The sequence below is a fragment of the Brevundimonas sp. CURTG3B2_SDJG genome (assembly GCF_057364705.1).
The window spans coordinates 1-19832 of the sequence record NZ_JBNFOJ010000017.1 but is presented as its reverse complement, the minus strand read 5'-3'; the positions used below and the strand labels follow the sequence as shown (position 1 = coordinate 19832).

General features: G+C 64.9%; 20 protein-coding genes and 2 pseudogenes. 6 read left to right on the top strand and 16 right to left on the bottom strand.

The window, feature by feature from the left end:
- Positions 1-156: 156 nt before the first annotated feature.
- From msrB to AC2W7C_RS02080, 4 genes are all read right to left on the bottom strand, one after another.
- Positions 157-624, bottom strand: coding sequence for a peptide-methionine (R)-S-oxide reductase MsrB (gene msrB / locus AC2W7C_RS02095; RefSeq protein WP_485999955.1), 468 nt, complete (start codon positions 622-624; stop codon positions 157-159).
- An 82-nt stretch (positions 625-706) separates the two neighbouring features.
- Complete coding sequence (locus AC2W7C_RS02090) at positions 707-1108, bottom strand: hypothetical protein (RefSeq protein ID WP_485999954.1); 402 nt, start codon at positions 1106-1108, stop codon at positions 707-709.
- A 96-nt stretch (positions 1109-1204) separates the two neighbouring features.
- Positions 1205-2794 carry an RHS repeat domain-containing protein gene (locus AC2W7C_RS02085; protein WP_485999953.1) on the bottom strand — a complete coding sequence of 530 codons (1590 nt, stop codon included), beginning with the start codon at positions 2792-2794 and terminating at the stop codon, positions 1205-1207.
- Positions 2795-2839: 45 nt separating this feature from the next.
- Positions 2840-3106, bottom strand: a complete 267-nt coding sequence (locus AC2W7C_RS02080) for a hypothetical protein (RefSeq protein ID WP_485999952.1) — start codon at positions 3104-3106, stop codon at positions 2840-2842.
- Between the two features lie 113 nt (positions 3107-3219).
- On the opposite strand from AC2W7C_RS02080, the gene AC2W7C_RS02075 reads away from it, so the two are divergent.
- Both AC2W7C_RS02075 and AC2W7C_RS02070 read left to right on the top strand, forming a co-directional pair.
- Positions 3220-4362, top strand: a complete 1143-nt coding sequence (locus AC2W7C_RS02075) for a protein kinase domain-containing protein (RefSeq protein WP_485999951.1) — start codon at positions 3220-3222, stop codon at positions 4360-4362.
- Positions 4363-4431: 69 nt separating this feature from the next.
- A complete protein-coding gene (locus tag AC2W7C_RS02070) occupies positions 4432-4749 on the top strand; it encodes a hypothetical protein (RefSeq protein ID WP_485999950.1) in 318 nt (105 codons plus the stop codon).
- Positions 4750-4958: 209 nt separating this feature from the next.
- Here the strand turns inward: AC2W7C_RS02070 and AC2W7C_RS02065 are convergent, their stop codons facing one another.
- The 10 genes and pseudogenes from AC2W7C_RS02065 to AC2W7C_RS02020 all read right to left on the bottom strand — a co-directional run bounded on the left by AC2W7C_RS02065 (position 4959) and on the right by AC2W7C_RS02020 (position 14262).
- Positions 4959-6491 carry an FRG domain-containing protein gene (locus AC2W7C_RS02065; protein ID WP_485999949.1) on the bottom strand — a complete coding sequence of 511 codons (1533 nt, stop codon included), beginning with the start codon at positions 6489-6491 and terminating at the stop codon, positions 4959-4961.
- 104 nt (positions 6492-6595) lie between these two features.
- Positions 6596-7223: pseudogene (locus tag AC2W7C_RS02060) on the bottom strand (site-specific integrase).
- A gap of 116 nt (positions 7224-7339) precedes the next feature.
- Positions 7340-8092, bottom strand: a complete 753-nt coding sequence (locus tag AC2W7C_RS02055; RefSeq protein WP_485999948.1) for a response regulator — start codon at positions 8090-8092, stop codon at positions 7340-7342.
- A gap of 70 nt (positions 8093-8162) precedes the next feature.
- The gene (locus tag AC2W7C_RS02050; protein ID WP_485999947.1) at positions 8163-10016 is read right to left on the bottom strand and encodes a GAF domain-containing protein; all 1854 of its coding nucleotides are present in this window, start codon (positions 10014-10016) and stop codon (positions 8163-8165) included.
- Entirely contained in the window at positions 9905-10495 is a 591-nt protein-coding gene (locus AC2W7C_RS02045) for a biliverdin-producing heme oxygenase (protein ID WP_485999946.1), read from the bottom strand. The genes AC2W7C_RS02050 and AC2W7C_RS02045 overlap by 112 nt, the downstream gene beginning before the upstream one ends.
- Before the next feature lie 186 nt (positions 10496-10681).
- The gene (locus AC2W7C_RS02040; protein ID WP_485999945.1) at positions 10682-11404 is read right to left on the bottom strand and encodes an anti-sigma factor; all 723 of its coding nucleotides are present in this window, start codon (positions 11402-11404) and stop codon (positions 10682-10684) included.
- A complete protein-coding gene (locus AC2W7C_RS02035) occupies positions 11397-11981 on the bottom strand; it encodes a sigma-70 family RNA polymerase sigma factor (RefSeq protein WP_485999944.1) in 585 nt (194 codons plus the stop codon). The genes AC2W7C_RS02040 and AC2W7C_RS02035 overlap by 8 nt, the downstream gene beginning before the upstream one ends.
- 55 nt (positions 11982-12036) lie before the next feature.
- On the bottom strand, positions 12037-12435 hold the full coding sequence (locus AC2W7C_RS02030; protein ID WP_485999943.1) for a DUF2177 family protein: 399 nt from the start codon (positions 12433-12435) through the stop codon (positions 12037-12039).
- Position 12436: 1 nt separating this feature from the next.
- Positions 12437-13463 (bottom strand): annotated as a pseudogene (locus AC2W7C_RS02025) (SAM-dependent methyltransferase).
- A 13-nt stretch (positions 13464-13476) separates the two neighbouring features.
- Positions 13477-14262, bottom strand: a complete 786-nt coding sequence (locus AC2W7C_RS02020; RefSeq protein ID WP_485999942.1) for a DUF1295 domain-containing protein — start codon at positions 14260-14262, stop codon at positions 13477-13479.
- A 120-nt stretch (positions 14263-14382) separates the two neighbouring features.
- Between AC2W7C_RS02020 and AC2W7C_RS02015 the strand changes: the two genes are divergently transcribed.
- From AC2W7C_RS02015 to AC2W7C_RS02000, 4 genes are all read left to right on the top strand, one after another.
- Positions 14383-15723 (top strand): NAD(P)/FAD-dependent oxidoreductase, encoded by a 1341-nt coding sequence (locus AC2W7C_RS02015; RefSeq protein WP_485999941.1) that lies wholly within the window; start codon positions 14383-14385, stop codon positions 15721-15723.
- Complete coding sequence (locus AC2W7C_RS02010) at positions 15723-16550, top strand: DUF1365 domain-containing protein (protein ID WP_485999940.1); 828 nt, start codon at positions 15723-15725, stop codon at positions 16548-16550. Before AC2W7C_RS02015 ends, AC2W7C_RS02010 begins: the two co-directional genes overlap by 1 nt.
- Positions 16540-17058, top strand: a complete 519-nt coding sequence (locus AC2W7C_RS02005) for a lipocalin family protein (RefSeq protein WP_485999939.1) — start codon at positions 16540-16542, stop codon at positions 17056-17058. Before AC2W7C_RS02010 ends, AC2W7C_RS02005 begins: the two co-directional genes overlap by 11 nt.
- A gap of 201 nt (positions 17059-17259) precedes the next feature.
- Complete coding sequence (locus AC2W7C_RS02000) at positions 17260-17997, top strand: outer membrane protein (RefSeq protein ID WP_485999938.1); 738 nt, start codon at positions 17260-17262, stop codon at positions 17995-17997.
- 326 nt (positions 17998-18323) lie between these two features.
- Here the strand turns inward: AC2W7C_RS02000 and AC2W7C_RS01995 are convergent, their stop codons facing one another.
- Both AC2W7C_RS01995 and AC2W7C_RS01990 read right to left on the bottom strand, forming a co-directional pair.
- Positions 18324-18473 carry a hypothetical protein gene (locus tag AC2W7C_RS01995; RefSeq protein WP_485999937.1) on the bottom strand — a complete coding sequence of 50 codons (150 nt, stop codon included), beginning with the start codon at positions 18471-18473 and terminating at the stop codon, positions 18324-18326.
- A gap of 894 nt (positions 18474-19367) precedes the next feature.
- On the bottom strand, positions 19368-19832 hold a 465-nt coding region (locus AC2W7C_RS01990), incomplete at its 5' end, for an RHS repeat-associated core domain-containing protein (RefSeq protein ID WP_485999936.1).

Sequence of the window (19832 nt, the reverse complement as noted above, 5' to 3'; positions counted from 1 at the left end):
CGGGCGGCGTCCAGCGCAACCGGGGTGGCCGGCGCCGTGGCGACCACGCCGTCCGGATCGTCCGGACCGGTCGCGCTCAGGGCGACGGCGACAAAGCAGCTCCAGCATCGTCCTACTCCCGTACGCTCACACCCTTAGCCCCAATTGCGGCCAAGGTCAGGCTGTCCCGTCGCCGCGCCCCAAGGGGTCCGGCAGCGGCTCCCCCTCGGGCACGAACGCCAGCGCCACCGAGTTGATGCAGTAGCGCAGCCCCGTCGGCCCCGGGCCGTCGGGGAAGACGTGGCCCTGGTGGCTGTCGCAGCGGGCGCAGCGGGTCTCGACCCGCACCATGCCGTAGCTGTCGTCGCGCACCGCCTTCACGTTCTCTTCGGCCACGGGCTGGGTGAAGCTGGGCCAGCCGGTCCCGCTCTCGAACTTGGTGGCGCTGCGGAACAGGGGCAGGCCGCATTCGCGGCAGGCGAACACCCCGGCGCGCGTCTCGCCCAGCAGGGTCCCGCAGAACGGCGCCTCGGTCCCGTGCGCCAGCAGCACCCGCTTCTCCTCGGGCGACAGGGCCGCCTCCAGCCGGGCGCGCTCTTCGTCGGTGGGCGGGGTCAAGTCGTAGGCGCGGGGATCGGTCGTCATGGGCTGGAAATAGGAAAGGCCGGGCGAGGGTGAAACCCCCGCCCGGCCTTGTCATCACCCTATAACCTCGTGATGCCCAGAATTAAGTCTGTGAATTCCTGAAGCGCTTCAACTCCTCAACCAAAGCGTCAGCGCTCAGTTCAGAAAAGTCGGCAATGAACGATAGGGACCGTTCCTTCGCCAGTTCGATCTTGATCACCTCTTCGAAGATGTCGCCCTCGGCGATCTGAACAACAACGTTCTGAATTTCCGATCGTCGCCTTTCGCGCGTGAAGGGCTGGCCTACGAACAGGTGATCACCCTCTACCCAAACATGGTCCGCTGCGAACAGAGACCCAAAAATCAGGTTTGTGACAAACGGAGTCCACCAGACGGCTACCGAAACCACCCCCGCCACGAAGACCAATACGATGGGAAGACGAGCCGGGTTTATTTCAAGAGCGGATGGGATGAAGTAAAGTCCCGCCCCCACCAACGTAGTCATCCCCCCTACAGGCAAGGCCAGGGCAGCCAGCCTCTGTCGACATTTGGCGGGACTGTATCTGGCTATGACGTGTCGCATTCAGCACCTCTATCAGCGCTAGTCACATCCCACCACTCGGCCCGCCAGGCGCTCGGCGGCCCGGCCTGCGGGTTCGCCTGCAATCAGACCGGCCCCAACTCCGAGCGTCCCGACGACAACAACCCCGATAGGCCCGAAAGCCGAGCCGGCCATTGCACCGACCTCACCTGCTGCTGCCGCAGCGCCAAGGCGACCGGCAGCGCCCGCATAGTTCTGAATCGGGTTCATCCCACCGCGGGCGTTTTCGCTTGTCCGAAACCCTTCATTGATCAAGGAAAGCCCCATCGCGGCCCGTCCGTAACCACTAGCGATACCGTTCGCCGTCCCTTGCCCCCCGCCGCTGCGTCGCGCTCCGATACCCGCAAATTTGGCCTGCTGCACACCCGCTGCGGCCCCGCCGACCTCCAAGGCGTTGTTGGACCCGGCCGCTGCCGGACAAAGCGGTTGGTTGATCACTGCGATGTCCTCACCGCCCATATTGAACGACACCGAAAGCGACCAACGGTCCAAGGGATTGAAGTTGGATAGGAACTTGTACAAGTCCCAGTCACGCCTGGAGGTAACCTCTGTTTCGCAGGAGCCAACTATGTCCCCATTCTGACATACAGGAGGGAGCAGCCCCCACGGATCCACTAGGTTCATCGGATCCCCGCCCACATAGGCGTAGATGTTCGCCCCCGCCTGGTACCCGATCGGGTCCGTCTGCAGGAACCGGCCCAGCTGCGGCGCATAGGCCCGGGCGCGGTAGTGGTAGAGGCCCGGCGCCAGATAGGCCTGGCCCGTGTACTGGAATCGGTCCGAGGCGACCGGCACGCCGTACTCGTCGTACCGGTTGATCCCCGCCGAGCCGCCCGAGGCGTCGGCCAGCGCGATCACCGAGCCGCGCTCGTCGGCCAGTTGCTGATAGCGCAGGCCGCCGGAGAACAGGCTGGCCACGGGCCTGTCCAGGCCGGGGCCCGGGACGTGGCGGGTCAGCAGGGCGCCGCCGCTGTCGTATTCCCCGATCAACTGCTGGCCGGCGTAGAGGAACCGCTGGCCCGAGGCGGTGGAGGCGAACAGCCGTCCGGCCGGGTCGTAGGTGAAGCCATAGCCCGCCCCGCCGATCACAGCCGAGGTCAGCCGGTTGGCGGCGTCGTAGCCGTAGCTGGCGCCCAGGGCCGAGCTGATGTTCTGGTTGGCGTCGTAGCCCACCGCGGTCCCGCCGACCGAGGTCACGCGGTTCAGCCCGTCGTTGGCGTAGGCCGTCGAGCCGGTGGCCGGCGCATGGACATAGGCCGGATTGCTGACGGTCCGGCTGGCGATCTGGCCGGCCGGGTTCCAGGCGTAGCCGAACGCCACGTCGTGGGCCGAGCCGGCCAGGTCGTGGCCAAGGCCGGTCATCCGGAAGGCCGCGTCATAACCGTACGACGTCGCCGTCCCGTTGCCTCGAACGATCCCCGTGGCCTGGCCCAGGTCGTTGTAGGCGTAGGTCGCCAGCACCCCGGCGCCGGAGGTCGCCCCGTTCTCGCGGATCGCGGTCACCGCGCCATAGAGGTCGTGGTCGTACTGGGCGTAGAAGGCGTCCGGCCAGGTGATGCGGGTCTGACGGCCGGCGGCCGGCGGGCGCACCTGACACAGACAGAACAACCTATCCCCAACAAGATTGACGGCGGATCAGTACCAACGACCAAACCAGCGGCGCCGCAAAATGGCGCAAATGACTCCAATGGCCAAAAAGGGAAGAGACCAGCGCAGCTGATCTACCGGCCTCAATACCGACACTGGAGTAACGACGGCGATGAACGCCAGCCCTCCCGCAACCATGCCAATGGCAAGCAGCCACTCCATTCTTGACGCATTTGCAGGAGCGGCCCCCTGCATTGGATGCTTACGCAAAAACCATCCAAATGCGATCAGCAATAAGCCGATGATTATTGACACAATATATTCTATATCATCCTCCATTTAGCAAGAATCTGGCACGGGTATTCTGTCTATTACACCCTGGATGAATTCAGATCTAATATAATCATCGAGATAGCTAGTGCCAGATCATGGAGCGCTTCCGCGAGCGCGAAGACCTCAGGATCGTCCCCATACGGACGGTCCGCTCGCGGGAAAACGCGGATGAGATCGTTATGGATCTTATGACAGGGAATCTTGAGAAGGTCGTCGACCGATTTAAGTGCAACCCCCTGAAATCAGCGGCGGCGATCCTTCCAATCGTCGAGACCTTGGCAGTTCTGGCATCTGAGGACCCGCGGGTTCACCACCGCGACCTGAAGCCTACTAACCTTCTGTATCTCGACAGCGAGGACAATCTCTATCTCGCCGACTTCGGCTGCGCCTTCCTAGGAGAGGGCGAGCGGGTTACGCCTGATCACCGGGCGCTGGGAGCTTGGGCATACAGGCCGCCGGAGTATTCCGGCGGACGGGTGGAGACCATCGACGAAAAAGGTGACGTCTTCAGCCTCGGCAAGGTGCTCTGGGCAATGATAAACGGCGAGCCGGGAACGACCTTCCCGGGACCAGTGTGGTACCTGCGTGAGTACGACTTGGCCTCCATCTGCCTGGACAGTGCCGACGTAAGCCAGGCGATGTACATCATCGGCAGATGCTGCAGCGTCCGGACGGATGCCCGTCCCACGTTGGCCGGTCTAGCCGAAATGCTTCAGGCGCTGATTGAAAGGAGACCATCACAAGCTATGAGCTTAGGACCGCGGGCACTCACGAGGGAGCAGCAGGAAGAGATCGAGTACGATCAGCGCCGTGCAATCGCCCGCCCATTTGTCGTCACGCTTACCGAAGATTTCGGGCAGGCTCTCCTTGCCTTGGCCACAGGCACGCCAGAATCGCTAACGTTCAAGGCTTGGTTGACGGCTTGGCAACAGTTCACCGGCCGAACCGAAATGATGATCGAACAGGTTGTCGAACACGAATCCGATGCGCCGGTTCTCAATGTCCATCGCCGACAGAAGATGCTTTACAGTCGGTTCTATCCCGAGAGCCAAGGGGGCCTTCGGTTCTTTGCCGCCTTCGGCCCAATGCACGAGTATAACTCGTCGCCCCGCGTGACCGTACGCGCACTCGACGGCGGAATGATAGCGACGGTGGAAGGCCTTTCAGCTGGTGCGGAAGAGGGCCAATACACGAACTCGACGCTCGTAGACTTCCTCGCGAGGGCCGTAGATGCCTGATCGCAACGCGCAGCCCGGCGTCCATCGACAGAGCGACTGGGGTGAGATGCTTGCGCTCAGGCGGCAGGCATGGTTCGCATCGTTATGCTCAAGCTAGCGCCCAACGTCGCCGCATTGGTCAGCATCCTTGGTGCTGTCGCCACAGCGATCATCATTGTCACCGGCTGGTTCTATGGAGCTGGTGCACACGCGGAAAGAGACAAGCAACTGCAACAGCGCATCGAGAAACTGGAGGCGATCGCTGCCCGCCCTGCTCGTTCAGATCGCGACACCTTGGCGGAGCAGTGCGTCCGTCTCTCTCAGCAGCTCGCGACTACCGACAACATGCTGCTCCAGCAACAAGCGCGCGAAGCCATGTCCGAGTTGGGATGCACAAGGGGTCTGTAGCTCACTGTTCTTGGACGTAGGCGTCCCCGTGGTCGCTCTACCCGCAGCATCAGGGAGGCTCTCGACGGCCAGCCAGAGATGGCCTCCCTGCCTTGCTGTGTCTCACTCCCGTTGCGTCACGCCTGCGCCAGGAGCGGACATTCAGGCGGAGCCGGAAACCAGACATCCAGCCAATCGTGGCGTGATCAACCGTCGGCGGCCGCCGCGGATCAGGGGACGCCAAGAACCTCGATCTGGCTGGCGGCATAGATGGTGGGATCGCGTTTCGAGAGGACCTGCCAGGGAATGATCTCATCGACCAGAAGGCACCTGAAGCGCTCCTCGTCGAAAAGCCCCATCCGCACGCCCTGAGCCACGATGAGCGCGGCTTTCATCTGTTCGACGGTCGCATTCTCGGGCAAGCGCAACATTGTACGGCCAGCGTCTGTGAAGGCCGCAAGGAGACGCGCACCGCTGACACAGCATCGGGTGGAGCCGCCCCCGAACAGACCCATCTCGACCTCGAGGGGCGACTCAAGATGAGCCTGTGCAAGCTCGAACGTCCCCTTGCCGGTATTGAGACTAAAGTGGCGGAAGAAGCCGTCGAAGCGGGCCAAGGCGGACACTGCCTGGGCGATCTCCTGGGCGGTGTAGGGATACGGCCGCATGCCAGTCCAGAGCGCATCCAATAGACCTTGGAAGCGGCCAGGCACAACCTCGTCATCTACCGTGACGTTCAGAAGATCGGTGCAACGCCGGCGCCGCTCGATCAGATCGACGACGGCATTCCCGCCGCTCTCGAGCGTACTCAAAGCCAGTGTGAGGTCAGCCTGCGACAGATCCACCGCATTCCATCTCTCATCGGGACCGGCCGCCCAGGTTTCGCTCAGCGGCGCACTCTCGGCAGGCGCAGCAGCAGGCTCTGCCTGCACATGGTAGACCCTGAGGGGCGATGCCGGGTCGTTGATAAGCGCCTCGAACCGCCGGCTTCGCTCATCCAGCATCGCATGGAGGCGGATCATCTGCTCCAGATGGCTCTCCCGAGCCGGATAGATCTCGCCGCGAGTGATCGGGGAACGAGCGCCCGTCTGCCGGAAAACGATCCGGTCGATAGGCCAGAACCTTTCGAGATCCGCATTGCCTTCCAGGAACAGCCCGGCCTGAGCTTGAAGGCGCCAAAGATTGGCGACATCAATCTCAAGAAACCGGAACTGGAGCCTGCCGGCGGACATTACCTCGAAGAAGCTCGACAGACGATCATGGTCGAGCAGATAGATCGCCCCATATTCAGCCGCGCCCACATCCTCGGTGGCGAACCATCCGGCGACTGCCGGCTCCCGGGTCAAATCTATGAGGTGCGTAGCGGCAATGCCGTGGTGCTGGACCGCTGCAAGAACCTGATCGTCGGACTGGAGGTAGGGGACCATCTCCGGAGAGTTTCGGACCCACGACCAGAACGCCTTCAATTTCTTGAGCTCCGCCGCCCTTCCGCCGGCCGTGCACCGCGAAACGGTAGAGGTCATACTCCAGCCGGCATCGGCCTGCCCCCTGAAGTACTGATAGCGTCCGAGCGCCTTTAGGGTGTCGGCCAGCTTCACTGCCTCTTCGACGTCAGCAGCCCCGAACTCGTATCGACCGCCGTTCATCGAGGGCTTCGGGATAGAGTCCTGCAACCCTTCAAAGTCCCGCCAGATCAAATCGTCGAGTATCTGCTGATCTGACATCGTCATCGCGTTAGAACGTTTTGCGCCAGCAGGAGACATTGGCTCCGATCCTGAAAGCAGACGTGCCAGCCAGGCGGCGGCGTGGGCCCGCTCCCGGCCCGCTGCGGACGATGACCGGGCCCATTCTCGAGCCCGGTCGTGTGTCATAGATCGATTTGTTCTGATATTTCGAGGGCGTCATCCACCTCGATACCGAGGTATCGGATGGTGCTCTCCAATTTCCTGTGACCCAACAGGAGCTGGCAAGCCCGGAGGTTGCCAGTCTTCTTGTAAATGAGAGACACCTTCGTTCGCCGGAGGCTGTGGGTCCCGTAACCCTGCGGTTCGAGGTCGATCATCCGAACCCATTGATCAACGAGCCGGGCGTATTGCCGAGTGCCAATGTGCTGACCCGGCCGGCTCCGACTCGGGAACAGCCAGTCGTCTGCGCGCTGGCCACGGGCCTGCAGCCAGGCGGCGATCGCATCACGCGTGGCCTCTGTGATCTCGAACGGCACAGGTCTCCCGGTCTTCTGCTGGACAACGACTGATCGCTGGCGCAGGGCGCCGTGGGGGCGCAAGGTCGCCCACCCGGAGTCGAACGAGGTCACAGGCGCGCAACTTTGAGTCCAAAGCACAGTTGAACATCGCGAGATCGCGAATTCGCTTAGGCACCTTCAGTTGTTGGCGAATGGCCCAGATGTGCTTCGGCTTGAGCGGTGCCTTGGGGCCGATCAGACGGCCCGCGTTCCATGGGCGCCTGGGTGGGATAAACAGGTCAGACTGGCGCATCGCCAACCTCCGTTGAGGTCGCCGCCCTGTTGCAGGTCAGATTAAGCTCGCTGAAGCTCTCCAGCGCCAGGAAAGGGTATTCGCGAGGGTGCGGCGAGCGGACGTCCAACCGTTAGTCAGCCTGGGTTGGAGCTCAGCAATAGATCCAGCGCTCGAGCCACGTTCTCGAGCGTATAGGGCTTCTGCAGGACGGCCCGGCCGACGTGAGCGTCCGGAAGCTTGGACTGCTCGCCGTATCCCGAGGCGAACAGGAAGGGGATGCCTGCGGCGGTCAGCCGATCAGCGACGACGTAACTGGTTCGGTCGCCGAGATTGATGTCCAGCATAGCCAGGGTCGGGGGCGAAAGGGCGATAGCGTCCAGCGCCGCCTCGACCGACGAGGCGGTGACGACGGTCTCGGCCCCGAGCCGGGTCAACACGTCCTCCGCGTCCAGGGCGATGATCAAACTGTCCTCGACTAGAAGCATGCGTTGGCCAGCCAGGACCGCGGTAGGCGGCGGCGTGGGATGGCCGATGGCCGGCCGGGGGAAACGAATTTGGGGCGTCCGGTCCTTGCCGCTTTCAGAGACGTGACGAGCCGGTATCCGCAGGCGAGCGACGACGCCCTCGGGCGCGTACTCGATACCGGCCTCGCCCCCGAGGTCGTAGGGCACCGAGCGGTCGATGATGGTCGAGCCGAACCCCTTGCGAGATGGCGGCTTGACCGGAGGGCCGCCCTTCTCGCGCCATTCGACGAGAAGATCGCCGTCACTATTGGACCGCCAGTCGATGTCGACGGTCCCACCGTCGGAAAGGCTGCCGTATTTGGCGGAGTTTGTGACCAGCTCGTGCACCACCAGAGCCATGGTCGAATAGGCTTGAGGGTTCAAAAGGACATGTCCGCCGCTGGACGGATCCGGTCTGGTCGATCGGCGAGAAAGGCGGCGGCTTCGGCGTCGATCAGAGCCTGGAGCGGGGCCGGTCCCAGTGATCATCGGTGATCTGGTTGTGCGCGCGCGCCAGGGCGTGGATCCGGCCGTCGACCAGCTTGACGAAGCTTTCGATGGAATCGTCGTGCGGCTTGGACTGGCGAATCAGGCCCCGGATCACGCCCAGGATGTTGCGCACCCGATGATTGAGCTCGGCGATCAGCAGTTCCTGGCGTTCATTGGCCTGCTGGCGTTGCATCGTGGCCTCGTCGGCCATGCGAAGCACCACCTCGATCAGCGTGGCGCGCAGCGTTTCAGCCACGCGCAGTTCCGAAGGAGTGAAAGCCCGGGCGCGCCCTTCGACCGTCTCTCTCCACTCTGCAAAACTTTCGCGCGGGGTCAGGCGCGGGCCGTTGGGGCCGTATTCGACAGGCTTGTGCGGATCTCCGCCCCAGCTGACGGAGCGGATGAGCTCCTGACGGAACAGGATGACGAAATTGGGCGCCGCTCGCGAGATGGGAATGGCCAGCAGTCCGGCCGCCGCCGGGGCGATCGTGTCGGTGTCGGGGATCAGGCTGGCGATATGGTCGGTCGAATAGACCCTGTCGGGGCTGATGTCCGTCAGTTCCGCGACGATCCGCTTGAAGGTCGCGGCGTCGGGAGTCGAGCCGGAGAACGCGTGGCTGCCGTTGATCCAGACCCCAACCCCGTCGGCGGGAATGGCGCTGGTCAGGATCTCGCTCAGCCAGTCGGGATCGTTCAACAGGGTGTCGTCAGAGGCCACCGCGCCCAGCAGCTGATCGGCGATATCGCGAGCCCGGCGCTCGAACTCGACCAGTTCCTTGCGCTCGCGGCTCTCGAGCCGCATCGAGAACATCTGAGCCAGGAGTTCGCACACCGATCGACGCTCGAAGGTCGGCGCCATCGGGCTGTAGTGGTGGCAGGCGAACAGGCCCCAGAGCTTGTCGTCCACGATAATGGAGATCGACATGGACGCCCGCACACCCATGTTGCGCAGGTATTCGATGTGAATGGGCGAAACGCTGCGTAGAACCGACAGGGAAAGGTCAAGAAGCCGGCCGTCGCCGTCGCGGGCCGGCAGGACCGGGACGGGTTCAGCTTCGATGTCGCTGATAATGCGCAACAGGTTACGCTTGTAGAGTTCGCGCGCCTGCCGGGGGATGTCCGTGGCCGGGTAGTGCAGGCCTTTGAAGCTGCCGATCCCGGACCTGGCGGCTTCGGCCACCACCTCTCCCGAGCCGTCTTCGGCGAAACGATAGATCATCACCCGATCGATTCCGGTCAGGGCGCGAACCAGGCGAACGCCTTCGTTGAAGAAGCGCGGGAAATCGGCGGTTTGATCCAACCGAGCGATCATCGAACGAACCGTGTTGGTCGCATCGCCGCTGGGCTCGCTGGAGGGTTGGGCCTCGACGACGATCCGTCCATCGGACACATGAACGGCGATGTCGAAGGGATCTCGGCCCTCGATGAGTTGGTGATGGAAGATGCGTTCGACCGCATCGGCGCCGCGCAGCATCGCCACCCGGTTGCGCAGGGTATGGATCGCCTCGGGCTCGAACAGCGCATCGATCGTGCGCCCGATCGCTCTGCCAGCCGGCACGCCGGTGAAGGTTTCGAGATTAGCCGAAGCCCGCTCGATCACCCAGTCCTGAGACAGGCTGACCAGCAAGCCGATCGGCTGGATCGCGCCGAGCAGATGGATTGGTTCGCGGTCGCAGTTGGTCAGGTCGACGGCGAATTGAGCGTCAGTCATGCGGCGGTCCTGACTTGTGCGGCGGCGAGAAACGCCTGAAAAACGGATCGCGCCGCGGCCACAGCGGTCTCTAGCTCGGGTGCACTCGTGAGGCGGCGGTCTATGCACTCAACCAGGTTCCGCCAGCGCGGTCCGTAGTCTTCGCTGGAGAGAAAGCGGGCCGGCGCGCCGGTCGGAAGAGCCCGGCTGAGCAGCGTCCCGCCCAGACGAGAGCCTTCCAGCACATAGATGGCGCCCAGGATGGCGGCTGGGTCCGAAAACGGCGGAACGGACACCGAAGGACCCGGACGTATCCCGAGTTGCTCCAGATCGGCCGACAGCCGATCCGCGCGACGTCGGAGCGGCCAGTCCTGGACAAGAAGGCTGACGCCCCCCGCCTCCACGCTCGCCTCGACGGCGCCAAACACGCGAGCCTGGGCGGTGAGGAACTGGCGGTAGCCGGCCAGGGTCGACAGATCGTACCGAGAGAAGGCGGCGTCGACCGCGTCATGGTCGGGACGCGTTGCAGTACGGAGCATCAAACGCGCGCTCAAACCCAGGCTTCCCAGAAACGAATGTCCGCCAAACGAGCCGTCATCCGAAGCCATCTACCAGAACAGATTCACGGAGCAATGCTGCTTACGCCTGTGTCCGGAAGCGTACATATTCTGATTTCTTTGAGTTTTTCCTTCTTTCTCGTTTGGAAGGCGCGCGCCGATCTTCGCCAGGAAGTCCGTCGCCTCATTCGGACAGCGGCTGCATGATCTGGACAGCGGACGGCCGAAGGCACCTGTTCAAAGAGGTGTCAGACGCCCCTGCGCGACGACCGGGCCGGTCGGCAGTCCGGTCGGCGACCCGCCCTCCGGCTCCACCGAAATCGCCAGCGAAGCGTCGGGGCTCAGCGGCAGGGTCACGGACATGGCCGCGCTGGCGTCGTCGGGCATCACGCCCAGCGAGACGGGCGCGCCTTCCTTGGGCAACAGCCAGAGCTCATGTGAATGGCCGGGCTGGCCGTCCGGATCGACCGGCGTGACGATCACGCGGTTGCGCGCCTGGTCCAGGGTGATGACGAACAAGACGCGGCCGGTGTCTGACTGCATCCGGGTGCTGGCCAGTAGAGGCTGAAGCGCATCGGGTCGCTCAGGGGGCGGCGTGACGGCGCGGTCCGATGTCAACATCACAACGGCCAGCGCGACGGCGGCGGCCGTGGCCACGGCTGTGGCGGCGCGCCAGAGAGCGAGACTATCCCACCATGGTCTTTGCTGAGCGCGATTCCTCGGCAGGCCTCGGACGATTCCGGCCCAAACTCTCGGGGACGGCGCGACGGGCGCCACGCCGTCGACCAGAGGGGTCAGCCGATTCTCCCATGCGACGACCGCCGCGGCGAACGCCGGATCGCGGTCGGCCCGTGCGGCGGCGGCGGCGTGAGCGTCGCCGTCCAGGAGGCCCACGACATACTCGGCGGCCGTCAGGTCCGCCTCGTCGTCCGCGGTGAGATCCAGCGGCTGGTCAGACATGGGCATCGCCCAGGCAGGCGCGCAGGCGCAGCAGCGACCGGCGCATCCAGCTCTTCATCGTCCCGAGGGGCACGCCGGCGCGTCGGGCGAGGGTCTCGTAGGTCAGCCCTCCGAAGAAGGCCTGACGCACCACCTCCGCCCGCTCCTGTTCCAACTGCTCAAGGCAGGCCTTGAGCCGAGCCGCGTCCTCTCCGGCTTCAAGCTGTTCGCTGGCCAGCGGCGCTGCGTCCGGCTGTTCGGCCACGACGTCGTCCGACACGAAACTGCGCCCGCCGCGCGACCGGATGCGGTCGATGGCGCGGTTGCGCGCCAAGGCCGCCAGCCAGGTGATGGGGCTGGCCCGTTCGACGTCGAACATGTCGGCCTTGCGCCACACGGTGAGATACACGTCCTGCAGTACGTCCTCGGCCTCTTGCCGGTCGGGCAAGATACGGAGCACCACGCCCAATAGTTTCCCGGAGGTCGACCGGTAGATCTCCTCCAGCGCTGCGCGGTCGCCGGACGCCGTCCGCCGGAGGGCGGAAGCCAGCTCTGTTCGCCTCTGGTCGGCGATCGAAGGCGGGGCGGATGCGGACACGTCCGGACGCTGGCATAGGTCCCCGGCCGGCGCAACGCGCCCCCGACGGACGAGGTCAGCCGAACCGGCGGGCCAGCAGGTGGCCGCCCAGGGCCGCCGCCGCCGTCACGAAGGTTCCCCACGCCAGATCGATCAGGGTCAGATGCGTCGCCCAGACCTTGAGCGTCGCCTGATTGGTCAGGTCGTAGGTCGCATAGGCGACCAGACCCAGGACCGCGCCGGCCGTCAGGGTGCGGCCGAGCGAATTCTCCCGCAGCCCTGGGAGGACCGCCAGGAAGACGACGCCGAAGACATAGATCAGATAGAAGGCGCCGGCCGCGACCGGGTCGGGCTTGTCCGCCATGATCGAACCGATCACCGGACGATACAGGCGGCCGCCCATGATCGTCAGCCACAGGCCGTCGAGCACGCCCATCGTCACGGCGGCTCCGACATAGGCCATCGCGTAGCGCATCTCAGCGTCCCCCGACCGGCTTCAGGCGATAATGGCTGACGCCCCATTCCTCGCCGCCGTTGTCCCCGAACAGCCCGGCGGTCGCAAGATAGAAGCGCCGCCAGCGCCGGGTCCACAGCCGCGCGTCCCGGCCGTAGGTCGCGCGCATGATGCGATCCACCGCCTGCGGCTCCGCGTCCATGTTGGCCAGCCAGTCGAGGGCCGTCCGGCGGTAATGCAGGCCGTTCCATCGCCATTCCTGCTGGATTTCGAACAGGTCGGTGAATTGGCGCATCAGGCCGTGGCTGGGCATGACGCCGCCGGTGAAGAAATGCTGGGCGATGAAGTCCGACGCGTCCGCCACGTCGAACCGGTAAGGCGTGGCGCGGTGGCTGAAGACGTGGATGAACAGCTCGCCGTCGGGCTTCAGCCAGGTTCGGGCCCGGGTCAGCAGCGCGCGCCAATTGGCCATGTGTTCGAACATCTCGACCGAGACGATGCGATCGAACCGTTCCACGGTCTCGAAGGCGTTCATGTCGCGGGTCAGGATGGTCAGGTTCTTCAATTCGCGCGCCCGGGCCTGATCCTCGATGAAGAGGCGCTGGCCGTTGGAGTTCGACACAGCCGTGATCGACGACCCTGGATAGCGCTCGGCCATCCAGAGCGACAGCGAGCCCCAGCCGCAGCCCAGTTCCAGAACCGACTGGCCGTCGCCCAGGCCCGCGTGGGCGCAGGTTTCGGCTAACGCGGCGTCCTCGGCCTCGGCCAGGGTCTCGGCGCCCGTGGGATACAGGCAGCAGGAGTATTTCAGGCGTGGCCCCAGGCAGATGCGGAAGAACTCCGCCGGCAGTTCGTAGTGCTGGCTGTTGGCGGCGTCCGTGTGTTCCGCGATCGCCCGCGCCGCCATCTCGCGGGCGAAGCCATGATCGGAGGTCGTCTCCGTCGCCAGGCGCGCGCGCGCCGGCGACCATTCTCGCTATGGCGGGGCGGGTGACGCAGTCCGGCGCGGGGGCGTCCTGGAGCGAGCGGATCAGGGCGGTCAGGGACATGAAGGTCTCGCTTTCACGCAATGGGACGCGGCGGGCGGGGAAAAAAGCGCGACACCCGGGCCTGGTAGGCGCGATAGGCGTCCGGACGGCTCTTGAGCATCTGCGCTTCCAGCGGGGGGACGCCGCTGACGTGATTAAGCAGCCACCACATCAGCGCCGGGGCCAGCAGCGACAGCCAGCCGCCGGGATAGTCGAGCTGCAGGGCGACGACCGGATAGGCCAGCCAGCCCAGCCATTCGAAGAAGTAGTTCGGGTGGCGCGACCAGGCCCACAGGCCGACCTCCGCGACCTGGTTCGCATTGGCCGGGTTCCGGCGGAACGCCGCCATCTGCCGGTCCGCCAGATGCTCGCCCGCGACGGCGGCCAGGACGATGGCGGCCCCCAGCCCTTCGCGCCAGCCGACGGTCGGGTCGGGGCGCGCGGCCGCGGCGCGAACAGCGATCACGAGAACCACGACCGTGGCGGCCTGGATCATCAAGAAGTCCCAAGCCTTCCAGCCCCATCCGCCCCATGAGCGCTTCAGCGTCTCGTAGCGCGGATCGACGTGTCCGCTTCGCCAGGTCCGCGCCAGAATGTAGCCGCCGAGCCGGATCGCCCAGAGGGCGACCAGGGCCGCGACGATCGCCTGCCGGACCGGCGACGCGCCGTCCGAGGGCTGGGGCGCCGCCCAGGCCGCCAGCAATCCGACGGACCCCGTCCAGAAGACGTCCGTCCATCCGCCGCTTCCGGTCACGCGCACCACGACCCAGGCCAGGGTCATCAGCCCGGCGGCGGCGAGGGCGACGGCCAACAGGATCATGGGTTCGGCTCTCCGAGGGACGTTCGCTGAAAGCTACGCGTGAACGGAAGCCACGGATGCGCATCCGGATCGCCGGGACGTCCGTAACTCCCGGCGATGACCTCCTGCGGAGCCGCCTCCATGCCGTCCAGCCAACAGCCGCCGCGCCGGATCGCCGTCGTCGGCGCGGGGATATCCGGCCTGTCCTGCGCCTGGCTGTTGTCCCAGGCCCACGACGTCACCCTCTACGAAGCCGACGGGCGACTGGGCGGCCATTCCAACACAGTACTCGTGGCGGGTGAGACCGGCGACATCGCCGTCGACACGGGCTTCATCGTCTACAACGAGCCCAACTATCCCAACTTGACCGCCCTGCTTTCGCACCTCGGCGCGCCCACCAAGCCGGCGCATATGTCGTTCGCCGTGTCGGTCGATGATGGCGCGTTCGAATACTCCAGCCACGGCGCGGCGGGCCTGTTCGCGCAGAAGCGCAATCTGACCAGTCCCCGGTTCTGGTCGATGCTGGCCGATCTGAAGCGCTTCCACCGCCGCGCGCCCCTGGACCTGCCGGTGCTGGAAACCTCCGGCATCTCGTTGGGCGAATACCTGAACCAGGGCGGCTACGGCCGGATGTTCATGGACCACCACCTGCTGCCGCAGGCGGCTGCGATCTGGTCGGCCTCGTCGCGGCAGATGGCGGACTATCCGGCGGCGGCCTTCGTCCGCTTCTACCGCAACCACAGGCTTCTCGAGGTGGACATGCGGCCGAACTGGCGCACCGTCGACGGCGGCAGCCGGACGTACGTCTCTCGACTGAAGCAGGCCTTCCGGGGCCAGGTCCGCACCGGCAGTCCGGTGGAGGGCATGGTTCGCGATGAAGCGGGCGCGACGGTGTTCGCGGCGGACGGCCCCGAGCGTTTCGACGCCGTGGTCCTGGCGGTCCACGCCGACCAGGCCCTGCGTCTGCTCGCCCAGCCCTCGACCGAAGAGCGTCGCCTGCTGGGGGCGCTCCCCTATCAGCGTAACCGGGCGGTCCTGCATCGCGACGTCGCCCAGATGCCCAGACGCCGCGCCGCCTGGGCGGCCTGGAACCATGTCAGCCGTCGGGGCGACGACCGGTCGGCGGGCGGCGTGACCTACTGGATGAACCAGCTGCAGTCGTTGCCCGGCGCGCCCTTGATGGTGACGCTGAACCCTCTGCACGAACCCCGGTCGGATCTGATCTTGGCCGAGTTCGACTACGAGCACCCGGTGTTCAACGCCGCGGGTCTGGCGGCGCAACAGCAACTCTGGTCGCTGCAGGGCGGCGGGAACGTCTGGTTCTGCGGCGCCTGGTTCGGCTCCGGTTTCCACGAGGACGGCCTGCAGGCCGGTCTGGCCGTCGCCGAGCAGCTGGGCGGCGTGCGGCGGCCCTGGACGGTCGCCGACGAAAGCGGCCGCATCGTCCTGAACTCCCGGCCCATCCTGGCGGAAGCGGCCTGATGGAAGCCTCGGCCCAACATCCGGCGTTCGGCCTCTACAGCGGCGTGGTCGCCCATGTGCGCCATCGGCCGGTCCGACATGCGCTGCGCTATCGCATCTTCATGCTCCTGATCGACCTGGACCAGGCGCCGGCGCTCCTGGCCGCGCGGCGCTGGCTGTCCGGCGGTCGGTTCGGGCTCATGAGTTTCCGCGAGACCGACCACGGCGATGGAAGCGGCCGTCCCCTGCCAAGACAGGTTCGGGAGCGCCTGCGCGCCGCCGGCCTGCCCGCCGACGGACCGATCCGTCTCCTGACCATGCCGCGCGTGCTGGGCCACGCCTTCAATCCGATCAGCGTCTATTTCTGCCACCGCGCGGACGGCGCCCTGGCGGCCACCCTGTACGAAGTCTCCAATACCTTCGGCGAGAGACACAGCTACCTGATCCCTGTCGACGATCCGGACGGGACAGTCGTACGCCAGACTGTCGGCAAACGGTTCTACGTGTCGCCGTTCATGGACATGGACCTGACCTATCGCTTCCGGGTCCGGCCGCCGGGGAAGACGACGCGTCTGTTCATCGATGTCGACGACGGCGAGGGGTCGATGATGACCGCCGCCTTCGTCGGACGATGGGCGCCGTTGACCGACGCCCGTCTGTTGGCCGCCTGGGCCTCTCATCCTCTGCTGACGGTGAAGGTGGTCGCCGGCATCCACTGGGAGGCGCTGAAGCTGGTGCTGAAGGGCTTACGCCTCCGTCGGCGCCCGGCGGCGCCCGTTCATCCCGTCACCGTCGTCCGCCGTTCGACGGGCTGCCCTGTTCATGGAGACCCCGCCCGTGTCGCCTAGAGTCCTCGCCCTTGTCGCCGCCGTTCTCATCCTGATCCCGACCTCGGCCTGGGCGGCGCCCGAACCTGTCCGTTCAGTCGACCTCGATCGCTTCATGGGGCGCTGGTACGAAATCCTGCGCACGCCCAACAACCATCAGCGCAACTGCTGGGCGGCCAGCCAGGTCTGGTCCCGGCGCGAGGATGGCCGGTTCTCCATCCGCCAGACCTGCCATCGCGGATCACGCACCGGTCGGATCCAGACCTTCGACACCACGGCGCGGGTGCTGAACCCGCCCCAGAACACCAAGTTCGAGGCCAGTTTCTTCGGCGGCCTGATCCGTCAGCGCTACTGGGTGATCGATCACGCCGACGACTACAGCTGGATGATCGCCACCACGGCGGATGGCGAGTTCCCCGCCCTGCTGTCCCGAAGCCCCACGATGACGGCGGGCGAAGTCGGAAGGCTGCGGAGGAGGATGGGCGAGCTGGGCCTGCCGACAGCGGCGCTCGCGCCTTCGGAGCGCTGATGCGGGGGTCGGAAGGACCCCTGCATCCGAGAGCGATGTCGCTCCGTACCTGTCTCCGGAGCAGCCCGCCGGGGGCTGACGGAGGACAGCCATGCGAACCTTTGACATCGCCACCATGGTCGGAACGATCCTGGTCATCGCCAGCCCCGCCGCCGCGCAGGACTGGCGCGGCCCCTACATCGGCGCATCCATCGGCGGCGCATGGTGGATGACGACGAGGGCGAACGGGTCGTCTTCGACACCAACCTGGACGGCGCCTTCAACGACACGGTGCGCAACGCCGCCATGGTCGACGCCTTCGGCCCCACGACGGCCAATCCGGGCGGGTTTTGCGGAGGCCGAGCGCGCAGCAACAATTTCGCGAGCGGCTGTATCGACGAGGACGATGTCGGCGGCGATTTCGCGCTGCGCGCCGGCTGGGACTTCCAGACCGGTCCCTGGGTCTATGGCGTCGTCGTCGAGGCGGCGTCCGTCGATGTCCAGGACTACGCGACCGCCTTCAGCATCACGCCCGCCGCCTATCAGTTCCAACGCGAACTGAACGACGGGCTTTTCGCCGCCCGCCTGCGCGGCGGCCGCACCTGGGGCCGGGCGCTGGTCTACGCCACCGGCGGGGTCGCGACCGCCAAGGTGACGGACAGCTTCTCCACCACCAACACCGCCAACAGCTTCACGCCCCTGACATCGGAGGACGACGCCACCGGCTACCAGCTCGGCGCTGGCGTCGAGACCTGGCTGACGGATCGGCTCACCCTCGGCGTGGAGTACCTCTACACCAACTTGGACGCCGGCGACGGCCTGACGGTCCGCACCGGCCCCGGCACGGCGCCGGCGACCAACCCGTTCCTGATCGTCAACCCGCAGGGAACCGACCAGAGGCGGATGGCGGACGAGCTCGCGTTCCAGAGCTTCCGGGTGACGTTGGCCGCTCGGTTTTAATGGAGCGAGCAGAGAGAGATTGGCGTTCCCCGGCCAATATATCGGACTGACCGTCGGAGACGCGCCAGAAGCGGACATTCGCGCCGAAGCAGAAAGCGGACGCTTACGGCGCCTGAGGATCGGGCCGCCCTGGACGAGGCTGCGACGTCGTCCACTTCGATGCCGAAGTACAGTAGCGGCCCTCTCCGGCCGTTTGCGCCGCAGTCCACGCTGACCGGCGCAAGGATTGCCAGCCTTGTCGTAGAACAGGCGCTTTGAAGTTGGCGGAAGTCTGCCGTGACGGCGGCGGGTCAAGGCTGTCCTGCGCTGAATGCGCACGGCGGCCCTCAACCCGACCTCATCAGCCTTGCATGACGGCGGCGCTCGAAGGGAGGCGTGTCGGGTCCCGCAAGATCGCTCAGGCGGGGCAGGAGCTGTCGTAGGGCAACTTGGTCATGCTCGGCCGCGGCGATCTCGGCCAGGGCCAGGTCGAGCATCACGCCATCCTACCTTACGATCTAATATCTTATAGCTTTCCAATATATTATTCTCGATACCGCGGCATGAGATAAAAGTAGAACATTACTAAACCACAACGACCCATAATAGGGAGACAAAATTTCTATATTTCTGATATCTGACTTAGACTCAATTATAGAGAATATATCTCTGCCAATGAACAATACAAAAATAGCACCTCCCACCCAAAGAGACGTTATTGACAATAAACTTTGTCAAACTTAGGCAGAGATGCGAAAAATAATGTAACGATTATAGAAAATATCTGATATATAGCCGGCCTTGAAATATTAGCGACATCGCTTTCAACGATTTCAATTAGGTTGGTTCGGTATGGCTGATCTTCGATGATGGCGTCGAGAACAAAACCCGACATAACTATCAGAACGATTATAGAAAACGTTCCGATAACAATCAAGGATTTGGACATTGATAAAAAGCTCCATCAGCTGTCATTGTGACGACATTTACAGCCGCTCTGCCAGGTACACCTCTCGCCCACTGGGTATCTGCGTGCGTGGGTAGACCATCTCTAGTGTGGTAGTGATAAAACGCTTTAAAAATAAAATTTCCGACCGGGATTGGATATGGGTCAATATCATCCGCGCGCCTATCGCTTGGATAGGAGGGCTGGATAAAAATCGTCCCGCTACTGTCCATGGAAGCCCAGAAACCTTCCTCCCTACCACTTAAAAGGGCACGATCCTGAGTTTGCCGCATTGCGCCTAATATTTCTGGCCGACGACTCGTCCGTTCCAATGCATCGCACCCTCGGCTTAGATTATGACGTCGGCTGGGGTCTGGACCAGTCGCTGCGCCGCCGCCGCCGCCTCCACCTAAACCGCCACCGCCCCCAGGACCTCGACCCCATCCTAGGCCCAGCTCACCATATAAAGTCCCAGAATCAAAAACCGACAGCCAAACCCATACTCCGGGCTCGTCCGCTTGCCGTCTCTCTCAGTGTGGTTGGACCAGCATAGGCTCTGAAGGCCCAGCGGATCCGCCAGATTGACCGGATCTCCGCCCACATAGGCGTAGAGGTTCGCCCCGGCCGCGTACCCGATCGGGTCCGTCTGCAGGAACCGGCCCAGCTGCGGCGCATAGGCCCGGGCGCGGTAGTGGTAGAGGCCCGGCGCCAGATAGGCCTGGCCCGTGTACTGGAACCGGTCCGAGGCGACCGCCACGCCGTACTCGTCGTACCGGTTGATCCCCGCCGAGCCGCCCGAGGCGTCGGCCAGCGCGACCACCGAGCCGCGCTCGTCGGCCAGCTGCTGATAGCGCAGGCCGCCCGAGAACAGGCTGGCGACGGGCCTGTCCAGGCCGGGGGCCGGGGGACG